Below are 18,619 nucleotides of genomic sequence, written 5' to 3'. Positions count from 1 at the left end.
CACCATGCACGCTGCACTGCTGGATGAAGCGCATCGCGCCATCGAAAGAACAATACCCGAACGCGGCGATGACTATCGCCTCGGCTATCACCTGTCGCCTCCGGCGGGATGGATGAATGATCCGAACGGGCTGGTTCATTTTCGCGGTGAATACCATGTGTTCTACCAGCATCACCCATACTCTGCGCACTGGGGCCCGATGTACTGGGGGCATGCCAAGAGCCGCGACCTGGTGCATTGGGAGCATTTGCCCATCGCCTTGGCGCCCAGTGATAGCTACGATCGGGACGGGTGTTTTTCAGGATCGGCGGTGGTCATGGATGACAGGCTTTATCTGGTCTACACCGGGCACACCTGGTTGGGTGCTTCGGGGGATGACCGGAACATCCGCCAGGTCCAATGCCTGGCCAGCAGCGCAGATGGCCTCTCGTTCACGAAGCACGGGCCGGTGATCGAGACGGCACCGGATCCGGACATCATGCATTTCCGCGACCCCAAGGTCTGGCGGCAAGGCGAGCAATGGTGGATGGCCCTCGGGGCGCGCCAGGGAGACGACCCGCAGCTGCTGCTCTATCGCTCCGAAGACCTGCGTCACTGGCAATACCTGGGCTGCGCCCTGAAAGGTGCTCGCGAGTCGGACGGCTATATGTGGGAATGTCCGGATCTGTTCGAGCTCGGCGGGTGCGACGTCTTTCTCTATTCGCCGCAAGGTTTGAAACCCGACGGCTACGATAACTGGAACAAGTTCCAGAACAGCTATCGGCTGGGCCAATTGGATGACCGCGGGCATTTGAGCGAGTGCGGCAAGCTGTACGAGCTTGACCACGGTCACGATTTTTATGCCGCACAGACACTGCTGGCGCCAGACGGGCGACGTTTGCTTTGGGCGTGGATGGATATGTGGGACAGCCCGATGCCGAGCCAGGCGCAACACTGGTGCGGCGCACTTTCGTTGCCGCGCGAGTTGAGTCGCGACGGTGAACGGTTACGCATGCGGCCGGCCCGAGAACTGAAAGCGCTACGGCGAGCCAAGCGAACGCTGCAGATCGGCGTGATCGAATCACGCCGTTGCCCACTCGACGTGCGCGGTGCGCTGCTGGAGTTTGAGCTCGAACTGGACCTCGCGGGTAGCACCGCCGAGCGCTTTGGCCTGGCGCTGCGCTGCAGCGAAGACCAGCAAGAACGCACATTGCTGTACTTCGATGCCATGGCCCGACGTTTGGTGCTCGACAGGCAATGCTCGGGCGCCGGCGTAAGCGGTGTTCGTAGCGTACCGGTGGCGCCAGGGCAGCAGCAGATAGCCCTGCGGGTCTTTCTTGATCGCTCGTCCATCGAGGTGTTCGTCGACGATGGCACCTATAGCCTGACCAGTCGGATTTACCCACGGCCCGACAGCCTCGCCGTCAGTGCATTCGCGGTCAATGGGGCAGGGCGGTTCGGGGAAACTGCTGTCTGGGATCTCGCCGATCTGCAGCTCTGATGACAGCGGATGTGCCAAGGGTGCCGCCGGCCGCCGGTCATGGTGTTGTTATGCATTTACCAAGCATGACATGATGCCCGGCCAGACAAGCAATGGCACCCGCGAATGGCTTCAGTTAAAGATGTCGCACGGCTGGCGGGGGTTTCCTTCATGACCGTTTCCAGGGCACTCAACACCCCGGAAAAACTGAACCAGGAAACCCTGGCGAAGGTTCGTCAAGCGATCGAGACCCTGGGTTATGTGCCCAGCCTTTCAGCTCGCAAGATCCGTGGTGGTCACTCCAGTGGCAAGACCATTGGCGTCTTCGCGCTTGATACCGCGACAACGCCCTTCGCCGTGGAAATGCTCCTTTCAATGGAGCGCACGGCACGGGAAAACGGCTGGAACGTTTTCATCCTCAACGTGTTCGAAGCGCCGCCGAACCAGCAAACCATCGATCTGATGCTGTCGCATCAGCCCGACGGAATCATCTTCAGCGCCATGCAGTTACGCACGGTCGAAATCCCCCAGGTACTGCGCAGCCTGCCTCTGGTGCTGAGCAACTGCATCAGTTCGCAAGCCGACGTCGCATGCTACATACCGGACGATGAAGAGGGTCAGTACCTGGCGGTAAAAAATGCATTGAAACGCGGCTACCGGCGTCCGCTGTGCATCAGCCTGCCGCAAAGCAGCCTGGCCTGGGAGTGGCGTCAGCGCGGGTTGGTTCGCGCCCTCGCCGAGGTCCGCCTGTCGGTGGACGATATTCCCCAATACAACCTGTCGACCGACGATGCCTATCAGGAAACAATGGTCGCGCTGGAACAGCAATTGTGCGGCCCGGAGGGCAAGCCGGCGTTTGACCTGCTTATCTGTGGCAACGACCGCATTGCGCTGGTCGCCTATCAATACCTGCTCAGCCGTGGCCTGCGTATTCCAGAGGATGTGGCGGTCCTTGGCTACGACAACATGATCGGGGTGGCCGAGTTGTTCTATCCGCCGCTGAGTACCGTGCAACTACCGTACTACGAGATGGGGCGTCGTGCCGCCGAGCATGTGATTCAAGGCCGGGACGACCCTGCGACTCACAGGGTTGCATGCCCGCTCGTCGAGCGTGAGTCCTGGTGACGACGCTCATCATGGCGCGGGGCAGGCACCACAGATCGCTCGGCAGGACGACTGCCAGACCTGCCTCATGTGCGAGGTCTACTGCCCGGAGGATGCCTTGTTTGTCGCCGCTTATGCCGATCGCCGGGCAATAAAAAAGGCCCTCGCAAGCGAGAGCCTTTTTCAGCGCATAGCGGCTATCGGGCCAGGACTATCAATCCGTCAGAAAGCCTCAGGCAAACTTTTTATCGGCTTCGTAAAGCTTCGTGTAGCTCTCGTTCGGTTTGGACAGCAAATCCAGTTGCGGCAGCGCTGAGTCACTTTTGCGGATACTGGAAGGTAAAGGTTTCGCTGAAAGGCCCCCACCATTCCGGTACCCCGGTCTCTTTGTCCACGTGGTGGAAGAAGCCATTGACCTGGGGGCTTTCATAGCGAAGGACAACGGTGTAAGTCCCGGGGCCGTCCATTTTGACGTTATTTGCATAGTGGGCACCGTCTTTAGCCACCATCGGCATCATCGTCCCGATCTCTTTGTAGTCGGGCGATCCTTGCTTGACGAGCAAGTAAGAGATACGAAGGTACGGTATCCACTCACCGTTGGCGAAGCCATATTTATTGTCAGCGGTGGCGTGGACGTCTGTTTCCAGGTGGACGCTGTCGGCGCCCATCAGCATGCCCGGCGGCATGGGGGCCATGTCGATGCCGATTAGATAGGAGGAGGCGATTTCCATGTCATGGGCCTGTACCGGGCCACCGATCGGGTATTCACGGGCTTGCGCAACGACACTGAAAGTCAGTGCGCAGGCACTCATCAGCGTCAATACTGATGCGTTGAATGAAGGTTTCATCATGCATTCCTTGGGAGGTTGAGGTTCAGCAAATAGAAGAAGTGGCGGGGCGGCTGCGGATAAGCCGATTGCCGATGACCAGGGCACTCAAGGTAAAGGCCCAGGCGGCCATCTGAATGCCCATGGGCCTGTCGCTATAACCCAGTAACGCTTGAAGGACCCGACCGGACAGACTTCCGTCTGCCACGATCGATGAGGTGTCCCACAACTCGTATCCCCACGCGGGGATCAGGTTGGCGCCGACAAGAATGGCTGCCGCGCGCCCGGCCATGCCGGCGGCCAACAACGCGATCAACCAACTGGTAACGCTGAACAATCTGCTCAGGGGGAGGGTGACCAGACCCCGATAGAGCAGCCATGAAACCAAACTGCCCGCCAAGACGCCGAGTACTGCCCCCACGGACATCGAGAGGGCTGTTGTCTGCCCGGATACGGCTATTCCATAAAGGAAGAGCACCACTTCGGAACCTTCACGTAATACCGCGACGGCGACGACGATGGCCATGGCTGGCAGGGATGACTCGCCCCGCGCGACCGCATGCCCCAGGGCTTTCATTTCCGAGGCCATTTCTCGACCGTGGCGAACCATCCAGAGGTTATGCCAGCCGAGCATGAACACGGCGATAACAAGAATCACACTGTTGAAGATTTCCTCTCCAAATCCCGACAAAGACTCGGTGATCACATCAGCAAACAACGCCAGGACGCCAGCTCCCAAAAGGCCCCCCACCATGCCCCCGGCAATGAAATGAGTGCGCCGGCCGATACCTTGGGTAGCCGCCAGCACGATGCCAACAATAATCCCCGCTTCAAGGACCTCTCGGAAAACAATCAGCAAACTAGCGAACATTATCCTGATCTCCTGTTTCAACGGTGACGGTGCCCTTGGCATCCTCAGGGTGATAGTCATCAAAGAAGCTGTAGGTTCCAGGGTGCATGGGGCCGGCATACACCGTAATGGTCGTGTTGGGCGTTACGATTTTCTCGAATTTCATATCGTAGCTTTCGAACTCGTCCACCGAAGGATCATGGCTCGTAAGCTGAATACGAAAGCGTTTACCGGCCGGAACAGTAAAGTTCGATGGATTGAAACGATGGTTTTGTAAAACGAGTGCAATGGGCGACTCTGTGGGGAACTTTGCGGCAGGTGCTGTCATGTGGGGCGTGATTGTCTGAACGACGCTCGGAGGTGGATTGAACTGCTGTTTGATGATAGGTAAGAGCAGGGTCCCTATTATGAAACTAATTAAGGCACATACTAAGTGTCCGAACATGGTGTCACCCTCAAATTAAATACTATTCGTCTATGGGGCATCTGGAGTCGCTGTGCAGCTCCGTGCGGCTGAAAAATAGGCTGAAGTGATTGTCTTGCTCAAAAATGCTGCTGGTGATTCAGTGATTTGGAAATTTATACGGATGCGCTTGGCTAGGTTTTAATTGATTTTTTTTGCAATACACGAGCTGAAAATATCACGACGCCAACAGTCGCCAATACAGCAGCATCCTTGAAAATTTGTTGTGCCCCACCGGGGACGTAATCAAAGAAAGAGGATAAGAACTGGCCTAGAAAGATAGACATGGACAGATAGGCCAGATTTTTTCCTCTGATGCGGGGGTGGCTTCTTTCCACCGCCATATGATTGACCAACGGTATGGTCAGGCCAAAACCCAGCCCGAGCATAAAGCTGCCAGCTATTATCACTTCAATGTGTTGCGTCGAACTGAAGGTTATATGAGCGGCTGCGTAGCAAAAAAAGCCGATCACAAGCGTTGAGTACTCACCAATGCGTACGATCAGCTTCGGAAGGGTGGATGCCCCTGCGACGGCAATAAGTGAAACGAAAGACAGCAGATAGCCGGTTTCTGACTCGGTAAAGCCCATTGCATGGAGCCGATGCGGTAATGTGATGATCGCCGCAAAAAAGATGGTCATTGACAGCAAGGCCGCGAGATAAACCGGCAGGACCTTGGCTGTCGCGCCACGGGCAGCGTTGCCGTGATGTTCCGTATGAGTGTCTTTGGCCTGGTGTGTCGGTGACTCGGCCGGGATAAAGCGCGCTATCATGGCCAGGAAAACCCAGCTCACAAGGTACAGCAGGAATGGCCAGCGCCAGCCCATTTCAGCCAGGACACCGCCGATAAACAGGAAAATCACACCACCCAGCTCGATGGACATCCCTTGGCGAGCCATCATTTTCAGCCGGGCATGGCCGTTGTAGAACTCGGAGATCAGTGAGGTTCCAGAAGCCATTACCAATGCTGTGGCACCTCCCAGGATAAGCCTGTCGATATAGGTATAAATTGACCCTAGAGGCAAGGCGCCGGCAATACCAATAAGACCGTATAACGCCAACCCTGAGCGAAGTGAGAACCGAGGGCCTTTGTGGATAATGATACTTCCGGCGATGGGGCCAAAGAGCACAACGCCTAAAGAAGGGAGTGTCACGAGCCAACTGGCCGAGCCTGTTACACCGAGGCCGGACGCAATGCTGGTCAGGCCAGGTACAATCACACAACCGACCATAATGGTAAGGCACGCCACGCAGAGCAGTGAAAATGCCCCGACAGGTTTGAGAGTCGACATATTCTTGTTCCGCTGAATTCGATTGATTAGAGCGAATCGTTTCTGATGAAATTCGTGCTCTGCTGACGGTCGCCGCAGGGCAGATACGACAACGTAACTTCCGGGTTTCACTCGCTCTGCTATTTTAAGTCAGTCGTGGGTTCTTGATGAGGAACGGCAATTGGGTAACATCTGGCGAAGGACAGCATCTCGATCGACGAAGTGATGTTTTAGCGCCGCCAGGATGTGGCCGAGAATGATGAGTCCGCAAGACCACGCGATCAGGGTATGTATCCATTTCGCGGTGGCGTACAGTGATTGATCGGCTGCTACCAAGGGCGGTATATGAATAAGGCCCAGCATCAGGATGGGTTTGTCTGCTACCGAACTCCAGTACCACCCCGAAATGGGTAGCACAATAAGAGCCAGGGCATAGATACCTAAATGACCAAGATGGGCGAGCCGTTGCATCAAGGCAGACAAAGTTTCCGGCATGGCGGGTGGCGGGTGCTTTAGTCGCCAGAAAATTCGCAGCACGGTCAAGAGCAAAATCGTGCTGGCCAGTGCTTTATGCAAGAAGGTCAATTGAAAGTGGTGATTGTATACGTCACGCCAATGCACAGCCGTAAATCCGATCACCCAGATAGCAATCCAAAGCGCTGCCATGAACCAGTGAAGTATTTTGGCGGTGCCGGTATAAAAGGCGTGGGTCTGCCGGGTATTCAATTTCGTGTCCGCCCGCGCACGAGTATCGCCAAAGCCTCTAGCTGGCTGCTCACAAAGTTACAGGTGGTCACATCCGAAATCACAGAGGTTTGTACATCTATCTTGGTCGCGGCTTGACCTATCATCACTTCCGGCTTGTTGAGTACATGGGCGTCAAGGAAGACAAGCATTTGTCGCAGGTGGTATTGGGCTCGTGCGCCACCCAATGCACCCGGTGAGGCTGACTGGATGGCTACAGGCTTGCCGGCGAACGGGGTATTGGGAAGTCGTGATATCCAGTCGAGCGCATTTTTTAACACGCCGGGCACTGAATAGTTGTACTCGGGCAGCACGATGATGACGGCATCGGCAGCGAGGATCGATGCCCCCATTACCGTGACCGGTGTCGGGAAGCCAGCTGACTGGATGTCAGCGTCGTAATGGGGAAACTCACCGATAGAGCCAAGGTGCTCGATGTTGACATCGGCGGGTGCGAGCGCAGGAAGCGCCTTGGCCAGGGCACCGTTGATCGAGCCTTGGCGTAAGCTGCCCAGGAGTGTCACGAAGCGCAAGTGGGGTTGTTGAGTCATCTATCCATATCTCCAAGTGATTGATGTGGCCCGCGGTTGTTCTGCAAGGTGAATGGGTCGTTCTCCCGTCAGGGGCTTCCCAAGCCTTGGACCGGCGGCGGACGCTCCGGCGTTACAGGCTATTGTGATACTATGGTCTCGAAATTATACATACGAGACTGGAGTATCGCAATGCCTTTGCCATCGCTTCACGATGAAGCCGCTAAATCCCTTGGACGACCTCGGGATGACTCTGCTGGACCGGCCTTGCTTGAGGCGGCCAGGAAATTGGTCAGCACCCATGGCTACGGAGCGGTCAGCGTCCAGAAAATCGCCGAAGAAGCCGGTGTGGGCCGACAGACGCTTTATCGTCGTTGGCCGAGCAAGGCCGAACTGGTTCTGGATGCCTTTATGGAAAGTGCCGAGCGCATCGAAGTGCCCGCGCAGGGCGGCGCGGAGGCAGTCATGCGGGGATTTCTAACCAACCTGTTTTCGAATCTGGGAGACGATGGCGCCGCATTGCGTAGCCTGATGGCCTCCGCGCAACAGGACCCGCAATTTCGTGAGACTTTTCGAGAGCGTTTTCTCGCCCCCCGGGCAACCATTGTTCGTCTGATCCTGGAGAACGCCAGGCAACTGGGTGAGATCTCCGCCGACGCCGATATCGAGACGGCCGTCGTGGCCCTGCACGGGGCCTTTTGGTACAGGATGCTGTTGGGTGAACCTCTCGATAAGGACTTCGCCATCTCTTTGTCGGCCCTGATCTTCCGGTCCGTTGTGTAGTGAGTAGTCGATCTGTGCGCCGAGGATTCTGATCCTCGCGAAGGTCGCTGGCATTGCGACCATAGACACAACACCGAGAAGTTGCACTTCATGCAGGCGTAGCGCTACCACTCACATTGGGATCACCGACGTGAGCCTGAGCACCTGATGGCCGCGACCTCATCCGGTAGCACGGTTGTGGGCCTCTGCCACGTGTGAGCACCGTCACAATCAAACTATAATCCCTATATGTGGGATGTATAAATATATATTGAGATTTGTTTAAGCCAGGGTCTATAGTCGCCGCATCAGCTCTACGCACTCACTGTCCAAAAATAAATTCAGGTGAAGCGATGCAGGCGCAATTGATCGCGCTCGATTGGGGGACCACCTCCCTTCGGGCTTACAAACTCGCTGCTGGCGGCCAGGTGCTCGAACAGCGCTCGCTGTCGTCGGGGATCATGCAGTTGCCCAGTGGGCCGCGGATGATCGCCGGCCAGATGTGCACCGATGGTTTCGAATTGGCGTTCGACGACGCCTGCGGCGACTGGCTGGAGGCGCAGCCCGAGCTGCCAGTGATCGCCTGTGGCATGGTCGGCAGCGCCCAGGGCTGGCGCGAAGCCGCTTATTGCGCTACCCCGGCGAATGTCGCCAACCTCGGTACGTCCTTGCAAACCCTGCGCAGCCTGCGCGGCGTCGAGGTGCATATCGTGCCCGGCGTCATCCAGCGCTCACCGCTGCCGAATGTGATGCGCGGCGAAGAGACCCAGGTCCTCGGTGTCCTGCAAAGCCTGTCGGCGGGTGCTGGCGACAATCTGCTGATCGGCTTGCCGGGCAGCCATTCGAAATGGGTCGAAGTGGCCGACGGTTGTATCGTGCATTTCGACACCTTCATGACCGGCGAGTTGTTCGCCATCCTCAGCGAACACAGCATTCTGGGCCGCACTCAACAACGCGGTGCGACCTTTGATGGGCTGGCGTTTGATCGCGGCGTACAGGTGGCATTGTCCACTGACGGCGAGATCGGCCCGCTTTCGACCTTGTTCAGTGCCCGTAGCCTTGGCCTGACCGGCGAGCTGAGTGCCACCGGGCAAGTCGACTACCTGTCGGGTTTGTTGATCGGTCACGAACTCGTGGCCCTCGCCGACGTACAGCGTCGTCGACGCAACGGCAGTCACTTGCCCTCGATCATTCTTATCGGCAATTCCCAACTTTGTACCCGCTACAGCCGGGCGCTCGATGCCTGCGGCTTTGCCTCGGTGAGCCTGGCCGAACAGGCCACCGAGCGCGGGTTATGGCACCTGGCCGAAGCGGCCGGGCTGCTCGGCTGAGCGTCTGCGTTCAACTACCAGGAGGTCTGACATGCTCAAGCAAGCACTGGCGAAAAACGGGCTGATCGCGATCCTTCGCGGCCTGCGTCCGCAAGAGGCGGCGGCCATCGGCGAGGTGCTTTACCAGGCCGGTTTTCGCGTTATTGAAGTGCCCCTCAATTCGCCTGAACCCTACGAAAGTATTCGCATCCTGCGCAGCCTGTTGCCTGCCGATTGCCTGATCGGCGCCGGTACGGTGCTGACCCCGGAACAGGTCGGGCAAGTGAAGGCGGCCGGCGGCCAGGTGATCGTCATGCCCCACAGTGACCCCAAGGTCTTGCGCGCGGCCAAGGCGGCGGGCCTGTACCTGTCGCCGGGTGTCGCCACGCCGACCGAAGCCTTTGCCGCGTTGGCCGAAGGCGCCGATGTCCTGAAGATGTTCCCGGCCGAGCAAATGGGCCCGGCGGTGGTCAAGGCCTGGCTGGCGGTGCTGCCGGCAGGAACCTTGCTGATCCCGGTCGGCGGGATCACACCGGACAATATGCGGGTGTTTGTCGAGGCGGGCGTCAGCGGTTTCGGCCTCGGTTCCGGGCTGTTCAAGCCGGGCCTGACACCTGACGAAGTGGCTGTCCGCGCCAAGGCTTATGTGCAGGCCTGGAACGCATTGCGTTAAGACTTTCCGGCGCCGTGGGCGCTGCCTCTGAACAAGAGAGACAACACGATGAAAATCACCAGACTGACCACCTTTATCGTTCCACCACGCTGGCTGTTCCTCAAGGTCGAAACCGACGAGGGCGTGACCGGCTGGGGCGAGCCCGTGGTCGAAGGCCGCGCCCATACCGTCGCGGCGGCCGTGGATGAGCTGTCGGACTATCTGATCGGCAAGGACCCGCGCAATATCGAAGATATCTGGACCGTGCTCTATCGCGGCGGTTTCTACCGTGGTGGCGCGGTGCATATGAGCGCCCTGGCCGGGATCGACCAGGCGCTCTGGGACATCAAGGGCAAGGCGCTCGGGGTCTCGGTCAGCGATCTGCTGGGCGGGCAGGTTCGCGACAAGATCCGGGTGTATTCGTGGATCGGTGGCGACCGTCCGGCCGACACCGCTCGGGCTGCCCGGGAAGCCGTCGAGCGGGGTTTCACCGCCGTCAAAATGAACGGTACTGAAGAACTGCAGTTCGTCGACAGTTTCGAAAAAGTCGACCTGGCGCTGGCCAACGTCGCCGCCGTGCGCGATGCGGTGGGGCCGAATGTCGGTATCGGCGTGGACTTCCATGGCCGGGTCCACAAACCCATGGCCAAGGTGCTGATGAAGGAGCTCGACGCCTACAAGCTGATGTTTATCGAAGAGCCGGTGCTCAGCGAAAACTACGAAGCTCTCAAAGAACTGGCGCCGCTGACCAGCACGCCAATTGCCCTGGGTGAGCGCCTGTTTTCCCGTTGGGATTTCAAGCGGGTGCTCAGCGAAGGTTATGTCGACATCATCCAGCCGGATGCTTCCCATGCCGGCGGCATCACCGAAACCCGCAAGATCGCCAATATGGCCGAAGCCTATGACGTGGCCCTGGCGCTGCATTGCCCGCTGGGTCCGATCGCGCTGGCGGCATGCCTGCAATTGGACGCGGTTTGCTACAACGCGTTTATCCAGGAACAGAGCCTGGGCATCCATTACAACGAAAGCAACGACCTGCTGGACTACGTCAAGGATCCGCGGGTGTTCGATTACGACAAGGGTTTCGTGAAGATCCCCAACGGCCCGGGCCTGGGCATCGAGATCAACGAGGAGTACGTCATCGAACGCGCGGCCATCGGCCACCGCTGGCGCAACCCGATCTGGCGCCATGCCGACGGCAGCTTTGCCGAGTGGTAAGACCATGGATCAGACAGGAGGATTAGTCATGCAATGGCAAGCGGTGAGCGAACAGCGCTTCATGTTGGCGGAAGGCCCGTTCTGGGACGGCCCGAACCAGGCCCTGTACTGGGTGGATATCGCCGCTCGGCTGGCCTGCCGCCTGAGTGGCGGGCACTACCAGCAGTGGCAGTTGCCCGAAGCCGTGTCGGCATTCATCCCGTGCGAGCGCGGTGATGCCTTGGTGACCCTGGCCAGTGGCGTTTATCGCCTTGATCTCGACTCGCCGTCGCAGCAGCCGGTCCTGAGCCTGTTCTGCGTGGCCGACCCGGTGAGCGGCAACCGTGCGAACGAAGCCCGTTGCGATGCGCAGGGAAGACTATGGTTGGGCAGCATGCAGAACAACCTGGCCGCCGATGGCAGCGACTTGCCGATCACCCGGCGTTCAGGCGGCTTGTTCCGGGTCGATCCGGATGCTCGCGTCACTCCTTTGCTGGAGGGGCAGGGCATCGTCAACACCTTGCTCTGGGACGCCACGGGCACGCAGCTCTACTGCGCCGATAGCCTTGATGGCCAACTCTATCGTTATGCCATCGAGGTCGATGGTTCCCTGGGCGCACGCAGCCCCTGGGGCCAACCATCCAGCCGTGGTGTGCCGGACGGTTCGGCCATGGACAGCCAGGGCTATGTCTGGAATGCCCGCTGGGGCGGTCATTGCCTGATTCGCTATGCCCCCGACGGCACGCTCGACCGGGTCATTGAGTTACCCGTCGAGTACCCCACCAGCTGTGTTTTCGGCGGGCCCGATCTGTCCACGCTTTACGTCACCAGCGCCCGGCCGGCGAGCAGCAGGGAAGGGAAAGATGGGGCTCTGGACGGCGCGTTATTGATGGCCGACGTTGGCGTGAAAGGCTTGGCCTGCCAGCGTTTTTCCGGCTGAACATCTGACTGACAGGAGTATTTGAAATGGCTGAAGCGCTGTCTTTACCCGAGGTTCCGGAGCCCACCTACGGCGACCGATTGAAAGACAAAGTGGTGGTGGTGACCGGGGCGGCCCAAGGGATCGGCGAGGCGATTGTCGCCTGCTTCCAGGCACAACAGGCGCGGCTGGTGATCGGCGATATCCAGGGTGAGAAAGTCGAGCGTGTGGCGGCCCGCTGGCGTGAACGTGGCGCCCAGGTCCATGCCCAGGCCGTGGACATTACCTCCAAGGAACAATGGCGTTCCCTGGTGGACCTGGCCATTGAAAAGTTCGGGCGCGTTGATGTACTGGTCAACTGTGCCGGCGTGAATGTGTTTCGCGATCCGCTGGAGATGAGCGACGAGGATTGGCGCCGCTGCTTCGCCATCGACCTGGACGGCGCCTGGTTCGGTTGCCGCACGGTATTGCCGCACATGATCGAGCAGGGTATCGGCAACATCATCAATATCGCCTCGACCCATTCCAGCCACATCATTCCGGGCTGCTTTCCCTACCCGGTGGCCAAGCATGGCCTGCTCGGGCTGACACGGGCGCTGGGTATCGAGTACGCGCCCAAGGGCATTCGGGTCAACGCCATTGCCCCGGGCTATATCGAGACCCAGCTCAATGTCGACTACTGGAACGGCTTCGACGACCCCCACGCCGAACGGCAACGGGCCTTCGACCTGCACCCGCCACGACGTATCGGCCAGCCGGTCGAGGTGGCCATGACGGCGCTGTTCCTGGCGACCGACGAGGCACCGTTTATCAACGCCACCTGCCTGATGATCGATGGCGGCCGTTCAGTGCTGTACCACGAGTAACGCCCAGTCGGCCGTTGGGCCGGGCAGTCTTTCCGTACGTAACGAACCAATAACAACAAGAGGGTTACTTATGTTTATTCAGCGCAACATCCGCTCTCTGACCTGCGCCGCGGCGCTGGTCGCCGCCAGCAGTTTCAGCGGTTGGGTCTCGGCCGAAGAGGTGAAGATCGGCTTTCTGGTCAAACAGGCCGAGGAGCCCTGGTTCCAGACCGAATGGGCCTTTGCCGAAAAGGCTGGCAAGGACAAGGGTTTCACGGTGATCAAGATCGCCGTGCCCGATGGCGAGAAGACCCTGGCGGCCATCGACACCCTGGCCGCCAGCGGCGCCAAGGGGTTTGTCATCTGCCCGCCGGACACCTCGCTGGGCCCGGCGATCATGGCCAAGGCCAAGATTAACGACCTCAAGGTCCTGGCCGTAGATGACCGCTTTGTCGATGCCCACGGCAAGCCCATGGAAGACGTTCCTTATGTCGGCCTGGCGGCGTTCAAGATCGGCCAGAAGCAAGGCACGGCGATGGCCGATGAAGCGAAAAAACGCGGCTGGGACTGGAGCGCCACTTACGCGGTGATCAACACCTTCGACGAACTGGATACCGGCAAGAAGCGCACCGACGGTTCGGTCGACGCACTCAAGGCCGCGGGCCTGCCGGCGGACCATATCCTCTTCACGGCGCAGAAAACCCTCGATGTCCCTGGCAGCATGGACTCCACCAACTCGGCCCTGGTCAAGCTGCCGGGCACGGCGAAGAACCTGATCGTCGGCGGCATGAACGACAGTGCCGTGCTGGGCGGCGTGCGGGCCACCGAAAGCGCCGGTTTCAAGGCGGCCAATGTGATCGGTGTCGGCATCAACGGCACCGATGCCATCGGCGAGCTGAAGAAGGCCGACAGCGGCTTCTACGGTTCGATGCTGTTGAGTCCCGATACCTCGGGTTATGAAACCGCCAGCCAGATGTTTACCTGGGTCAGCACCGGTAAGGAACCGGCCAAGTACACCGCCCTGGATACCGTGACCTTGATTACCCGCGCCAACTTCCAGCAAGAGCTGACCAAGATCGGGCTGTGGAAATGACACGCCTTCGGCGCAAGGGCTGGACCTTGCACCTGACGTCCACCCTGTGGGTTGCGCAGTGCGCGGCCCGGTGCGGGAGATAGGTTATGTTGGAACACTCGAAGGCGGCCGCGAGCCTGCGCTTCAACGGCATCGGCAAGGAGTTTCCCGGGGTACGGGCGCTGGCGCAGATCAGTTTCGAGGCGCGGCCCGGCAGCGTGCATGCGCTGATGGGCGAGAACGGCGCGGGCAAGTCGACCCTGTTGAAGATCCTCGGCGGGTTCTATTCGCCCAACAGCGGCAACCTGCAGATCGGCGAGCAGGTCATGAGTTTCAGGTCGGCGGCCGACAGCATTGCCCATGGCGTCGCGGTGATCCACCAGGAACTGCATCTGGTGCCGGAAATGACCGTGGCCGAAAACCTGCTGCTGGGACACATGCCCTCGCGCCTGGGCCTGGTCAATCGCCGGGAAATGGTGCGCAGCGCCCGCCAGCTGCTCAAGGGCCTGGCCGACGAGATCGATCCCAATGCGCGGTTGGGCAGCCTGTCCCTGGGCCAGCGGCAAATGATCGAGATTGCCAAGGCCATGTCGCGTAATGCCCATGTGATTGCCTTCGATGAACCCACCAGCAGCCTGTCGGCGCGGGAGATCGAGCGGCTGATGCTGATCATTGCCCGGCTGCGGGATGAGGGGCGGGTGATTCTGTATGTCTCCCATCGCATGGAAGAGGTGTTCCGCATCTGCGATGCGGTGACGGTGTTCAAGGACGGCCGTTTTGTCTGCACCTTCGAGGATATGCAACAGCTGAGCATCGACCGGCTGGTCAGCAGCATGGTCGGGCGCGATATCAAGGACATCTACGACTACCGTCCGCGCCCGCAAGGTGGCCAGGCCTTGCGGGTCGAAGGCCTGCTCGGGCCGGGCGTATTGGAACCGGCGAGTTTCAGCGTGAACAAGGGCGAGATCCTCGGGCTGTTCGGCCTGGTCGGCGCCGGGCGCACCGAACTCTTGCGGCTGTTGGCCGGCCTGTCCCGCAGCAAGGCTGGACGCCTGGTGCTGGATGAGCAGACGGTGGCGTTCAAATCGCCGCGCGATGCCATTGCGGCGGGGGTGCTGCTGTGTCCGGAGGATCGCAAGAAGGAAGGCATCGTGCCCCGTGCCAGTGTGGCGGAGAACATCAATATCAGCGCCCGGACTCATCACGCCGGCTTCGGCTGGCTGATCCGCGGCGCTTGGGAGCGGGACAATGCCCAACAGCAAATCGCCGCGCTGAATATCCGTACGCCTTCGGCCAGCCAACCGATCCTCTACCTGTCCGGTGGCAACCAGCAGAAGGCGATCCTGGGGCGCTGGCTGTCGATGCCGATGAAAGTGCTGCTGCTCGATGAGCCGACTCGCGGCATCGATATCGGTGCCAAGGCCGAGATCTACAAGATCATCTACAACCTCTCCGAGCAGGGTATTGCGGTGATCGTGGTGTCCAGCGACCTGATGGAGGTCATGGGCATTTCCGACCGCATCCTGGTCATGAGCGAAGGCGCGATTACCGGTGAACGGTTACGCAGCGAAGCCGACGAAGCCCGTCTGTTGCAACTGGCCCTCCCGCGTTCGCGGGACTGAAAACCTATTGAGGTGTCTATGTCACAGGTCAAAAATACACACGCATTCTGGCTCGGCTTCAATCAGCGCAAGTTCTTCGACGATTGGGTGATGCTGCTCGCAGCCATCGGGATCTTTGTGCTCTGCGCGCTGTTCATCGATAACTTCATGTCCTCCCTGAACATGCGCGGCCTGGGCCTGGCGATTTCCACCACGGGGATTGCCGCCTGCACCATGTTGTTCTGCCTGGCCTCGGGGCACTTCGACCTGTCGGTCGGTTCGGTGATCGCCTGTGCGGGGGTGGTGGCCGGGATTGTCATTCGTGATACCGACAGCGTGTTTTTCGGGGTCTCGGCGGCGCTGGCCATGGGGCTGTGCGTGGGCCTGATCAACGGGATCGTGATCGCCAAGCTGCGGGTCAACGCACTGATCACCACCCTGGCAACCATGCAGATCGTGCGCGGGCTGGCCTATATCTTCTCCAATGGCAAGGCCGTCGGGGTGATGGACGAAGGCTTCTTCGTCTTCGGCAACGGCCAGCTCTTCGGTGTGCCGGTGCCGATTTTGATCACCGTGCTGTGCTTCATCTTTTTCGGCTGGTTGCTCAACTACACCACCTATGGTCGCAACACCATGGCCATCGGCGGTAACCCGGAAGCCGCGCTGCTGGCCGGCGTGAACGTGGACCGGACCAAGATCATCATCTTCGCCGTGCATGGGCTGATCGGCGCGCTGGCCGGGGTGATCCTGGCCTCGCGCATGACCTCGGGCCAGCCGATGATCGGCCAGGGTTTCGAGCTGACGGTGATTTCCGCCTGTGTGCTCGGCGGGGTTTCCCTGAGCGGCGGGATCGGGCTGATCCGCCATGTGATTGCCGGCGTGCTGATTCTGGCGATCATCGAGAACGCGATGAACCTGAAGAATATCGACACCTTCTACCAGTACGTCATTCGCGGTTCGATTCTTCTCGGGGCGGTGATCATCGACCGCCTCAAGCAACGCTGAGGGCGCGGGGATGAACAGTACGCCAGTGCCGGAATTGACCTGCCGGGAAAGTCTCTTCGGTCATCTGGAGGACGGTACGCCGGTGCACAAGTACCAGCTGGGCAACCGTCACGGCATGCAGGCCAGTGTGCTGACCTACGGCGGCATTCTCCAGGCGCTGCTGGTGGCGGACAGAAACGGCCGTTACGAGGATGTGGTGCTGGGCTTCGACGATATCGCGGGCTATCAGCGGCATCAGCGTTTGTACCTGGGCGCGCTGATCGGGCGTTACGCCAATCGGCTGGCGGGAGGTCGGTTCGAGTTGTCGGGGCGGATTTATCAGGTACCGCTCAATGACGGCGCCAATGCCTTGCATGGCGGCCCCGAAGGTTTCGACAAGAAGGTCTGGGAGGCGCAGCCCGTCCAGGGCAGCGATTGGGTGGGTGTGAAGCTCAGTTACCTGTCCGTCGACGGCGAAATGGGTTTTCCCGGCAACCTGCGGACCCAGGTCACCTACAGCCTCGACGATGACAACCAGCTGCGCATCGAGTATCAGGCGGTCAGCGACGCACCGACGGCGGTCAACCTGACCCAGCATGCCTACTTCAACCTGGCCGGCGCGGGTAACGGCGATATCCTCTCGCAGGTGGCGACGCTCCATGCCAGCCATTACCTGCCGGTAACGGAGCAACTGATACCCCGCGGTGAGATGGCGCCTGTGGCCGGTACGCCGATGGACTTTCGCCAGGCCACGCCGATTGGCCGGCACATCACCGATGACCATCCGCAATTGCGCATCAGCGGTGCGGCGCAGCAGGGTTTCAATCATCACTGGAGGCTGGATGCCGAGGGTGATCTGAGCCGATTGGCCGTCGATATCCACGATCCCCAAAGCGGTCGCAGGTTGCAGTTGCACACCACCGAGCCCGGGGTGCAGTTCTATACCAGCAATGCCTTCGACGGCAGTGCTCAGGGCAAGGCGGGCAAGCCTTATCCGCGTTGGGCCGGTTTTGCCCTGGAGACCCAGAACTGTCCCGATGGCATCAACCAACCCGGTTTTCCCCGGGCCTGGATCGAGGCGGGGGAGGTCTATCGCCAGACCACCTTGATCCGCTTCTCGGCGCAGTGAGCGGAAGGCCTGAAAAGTGACATGCAGGCGGGCCAGTGAGCGGCCATAATGGCCTTCGTTTTCGTAGACCCTTTTATAAGGCTGCATATGCTGGACGACACCCTGAAAAACGCCAAGGACTCTGCACCCACCGGCACCCAGACGCTGCTCCGGGGCTTGGGCGTGGTGCAGGCGGTGGCCAACGGCGCCCGGGATCTCAAGGAGATTGCCCGGCTGATTGGGACCACGCGCAGCACCACCCATCGCCTGGCCAGTTGCCTGGTGGACGAGCGCTATCTGCGGGTGGTGCCGCAAGTCGGCTATCTGTTGGGACCGAAGCTGATCGAGCTGGGTTTCCAGGCCCGCGAAGCCCTGCCGCTGGTGACCCTGGCTACGCCATTCCTGGATGAATTGTCGGCGCTGACCGGCGACACCATCCACCTGGCCATTCGTGAAGACGATGACGTGCTGTATCTGCACAAGAATCCGGGGCGCAATGGCCCGGAAATGCGTTCGCGGGTCGGCCATCGCATGCCGCTGGCGCGGACCGGGATCGGCAAGGCGCTGATGCTCGATTGCTCGCCGGAAGAATGGCAGCGCCTGTATCAGATCAGCCTGCCGGTGGGCGGCAAGAACGCCCTGTGGCCCCAGCATGTGGAACAGACCTGGGAGCAGTTCCGTGCGCGCATGCAGGAGTATGTGGCGGGGGGCTATGCCTTCGACCTGGAAGACAATGAACCGTCGATCCGTTGTGTGGCCGCGCCTATACGGGATGCCAGCCGGAAAATCGTTGCCGGCATAAGCATCGCCAGCACGGTGCCCTATATGCCGCTGGAGAAAATGGCCGAGTTGATCCCGCAGATCAAAAGCGCCGCCGCGCGGATTTCCGCGGAGCTGGGCGCCAAATCCTGAGTGGTCCGC

19 protein-coding genes are annotated in these 18,619 nt (G+C 59.9%); 13 read left to right on the top strand and 6 right to left on the bottom strand.

Going from position 1 to position 18,619, the window contains the following annotated elements; genetic code table 11:
* Positions 1 to 4 precede the first annotated feature (4 nt).
* Positions 5 to 1,480 (top strand): glycoside hydrolase family 32 protein, encoded by a 1,476-nt coding sequence (locus M5B42_RS12835; protein ID WP_248746045.1) that lies wholly within the window; start codon positions 5 to 7, stop codon positions 1,478 to 1,480.
* 105 nt (positions 1,481 to 1,585) lie between these two features.
* Positions 1,586 to 2,584, top strand: coding sequence for a LacI family DNA-binding transcriptional regulator (locus M5B42_RS12830; protein WP_248746044.1), 999 nt, complete (start codon positions 1,586 to 1,588; stop codon positions 2,582 to 2,584).
* 296 nt (positions 2,585 to 2,880) lie between these two features.
* On the opposite strand, the gene M5B42_RS12825 is transcribed toward M5B42_RS12830, so the two are convergent.
* The 6 genes from M5B42_RS12825 to M5B42_RS12800 form a co-directional block, all read right to left on the bottom strand.
* Positions 2,881 to 3,411, bottom strand: a complete 531-nt coding sequence (locus M5B42_RS12825; protein ID WP_248746043.1) for an iron transporter — start codon at positions 3,409 to 3,411, stop codon at positions 2,881 to 2,883.
* 25 nt (positions 3,412 to 3,436) lie between these two features.
* Positions 3,437 to 4,261, bottom strand: a complete 825-nt coding sequence (locus M5B42_RS12820) for an FTR1 family protein (protein WP_248746042.1) — start codon at positions 4,259 to 4,261, stop codon at positions 3,437 to 3,439.
* Positions 4,251 to 4,685, bottom strand: coding sequence for a cupredoxin domain-containing protein (locus M5B42_RS12815; RefSeq protein WP_248746041.1), 435 nt, complete (start codon positions 4,683 to 4,685; stop codon positions 4,251 to 4,253). Before M5B42_RS12815 ends, M5B42_RS12820 begins: the two co-directional genes overlap by 11 nt.
* A 152-nt stretch (positions 4,686 to 4,837) precedes the next feature.
* The gene (locus tag M5B42_RS12810; RefSeq protein ID WP_248746040.1) at positions 4,838 to 5,995 is read right to left on the bottom strand and encodes an MFS transporter; all 1,158 of its coding nucleotides are present in this window, start codon (positions 5,993 to 5,995) and stop codon (positions 4,838 to 4,840) included.
* Positions 5,996 to 6,124: 129 nt separating this feature from the next.
* Positions 6,125 to 6,700: a cytochrome b gene (locus M5B42_RS12805; protein WP_248746039.1), complete on the bottom strand. Its 576-nt coding sequence runs from the start codon at positions 6,698 to 6,700 to the stop codon at positions 6,125 to 6,127.
* Positions 6,697 to 7,269 carry an NAD(P)H-dependent oxidoreductase gene (locus M5B42_RS12800; protein ID WP_248746038.1) on the bottom strand — a complete coding sequence of 191 codons (573 nt, stop codon included), beginning with the start codon at positions 7,267 to 7,269 and terminating at the stop codon, positions 6,697 to 6,699. Before M5B42_RS12800 ends, M5B42_RS12805 begins: the two co-directional genes overlap by 4 nt.
* A gap of 171 nt (positions 7,270 to 7,440) precedes the next feature.
* On the opposite strand from M5B42_RS12800, the gene M5B42_RS12795 reads away from it, so the two are divergent.
* From M5B42_RS12795 to M5B42_RS12745, 11 genes are all read left to right on the top strand, one after another.
* Positions 7,441 to 8,031: a TetR/AcrR family transcriptional regulator gene (locus M5B42_RS12795; RefSeq protein ID WP_248746037.1), complete on the top strand. Its 591-nt coding sequence runs from the start codon at positions 7,441 to 7,443 to the stop codon at positions 8,029 to 8,031.
* A 332-nt stretch (positions 8,032 to 8,363) separates the two neighbouring features.
* Entirely contained in the window at positions 8,364 to 9,341 is a 978-nt protein-coding gene (locus M5B42_RS12790) for a 2-dehydro-3-deoxygalactonokinase (protein ID WP_248746036.1), read from the top strand.
* Positions 9,342 to 9,372: 31 nt separating this feature from the next.
* Positions 9,373 to 9,993, top strand: a complete 621-nt coding sequence (locus tag M5B42_RS12785) for a 2-dehydro-3-deoxy-6-phosphogalactonate aldolase (protein WP_103494861.1) — start codon at positions 9,373 to 9,375, stop codon at positions 9,991 to 9,993.
* A 48-nt stretch (positions 9,994 to 10,041) separates the two neighbouring features.
* Complete coding sequence (dgoD, locus tag M5B42_RS12780) at positions 10,042 to 11,190, top strand: galactonate dehydratase (RefSeq protein ID WP_103494860.1); 1,149 nt, start codon at positions 10,042 to 10,044, stop codon at positions 11,188 to 11,190.
* 28 nt (positions 11,191 to 11,218) lie between these two features.
* Positions 11,219 to 12,109: an SMP-30/gluconolactonase/LRE family protein gene (locus tag M5B42_RS12775; RefSeq protein WP_248746035.1), complete on the top strand. Its 891-nt coding sequence runs from the start codon at positions 11,219 to 11,221 to the stop codon at positions 12,107 to 12,109.
* A 26-nt stretch (positions 12,110 to 12,135) separates the two neighbouring features.
* The gene (locus M5B42_RS12770) at positions 12,136 to 12,954 is read left to right on the top strand and encodes an SDR family oxidoreductase (RefSeq protein ID WP_177100603.1); all 819 of its coding nucleotides are present in this window, start codon (positions 12,136 to 12,138) and stop codon (positions 12,952 to 12,954) included.
* Between the two features lie 70 nt (positions 12,955 to 13,024).
* Complete coding sequence (locus M5B42_RS12765; RefSeq protein ID WP_177100601.1) at positions 13,025 to 14,026, top strand: substrate-binding domain-containing protein; 1,002 nt, start codon at positions 13,025 to 13,027, stop codon at positions 14,024 to 14,026.
* Positions 14,027 to 14,112: 86 nt separating this feature from the next.
* Positions 14,113 to 15,627, top strand: a complete 1,515-nt coding sequence (araG, locus tag M5B42_RS12760; RefSeq protein ID WP_248746034.1) for an L-arabinose ABC transporter ATP-binding protein AraG — start codon at positions 14,113 to 14,115, stop codon at positions 15,625 to 15,627.
* A gap of 18 nt (positions 15,628 to 15,645) precedes the next feature.
* Positions 15,646 to 16,611, top strand: coding sequence for an L-arabinose ABC transporter permease AraH (gene araH / locus M5B42_RS12755; RefSeq protein WP_103496638.1), 966 nt, complete (start codon positions 15,646 to 15,648; stop codon positions 16,609 to 16,611).
* Positions 16,612 to 16,621: 10 nt separating this feature from the next.
* On the top strand, positions 16,622 to 17,719 hold the full coding sequence (locus tag M5B42_RS12750; RefSeq protein ID WP_248746033.1) for an aldose epimerase family protein: 1,098 nt from the start codon (positions 16,622 to 16,624) through the stop codon (positions 17,717 to 17,719).
* A gap of 87 nt (positions 17,720 to 17,806) precedes the next feature.
* Positions 17,807 to 18,610, top strand: coding sequence for an IclR family transcriptional regulator (locus M5B42_RS12745; RefSeq protein WP_103496636.1), 804 nt, complete (start codon positions 17,807 to 17,809; stop codon positions 18,608 to 18,610).
* Positions 18,611 to 18,619: the final 9 nt, after the last annotated feature.

Source organism: Pseudomonas sp. MWU12-2037 (genome assembly GCF_023242345.1).
In the GTDB taxonomy this organism is placed as follows: Bacteria; Pseudomonadota; Gammaproteobacteria; order Pseudomonadales; family Pseudomonadaceae; genus Aquipseudomonas; species Aquipseudomonas gingeri_D.
The sequence above is the reverse complement of the archived record's forward strand: the minus strand, read 5'-3'. Positions and strand labels throughout refer to the sequence as shown.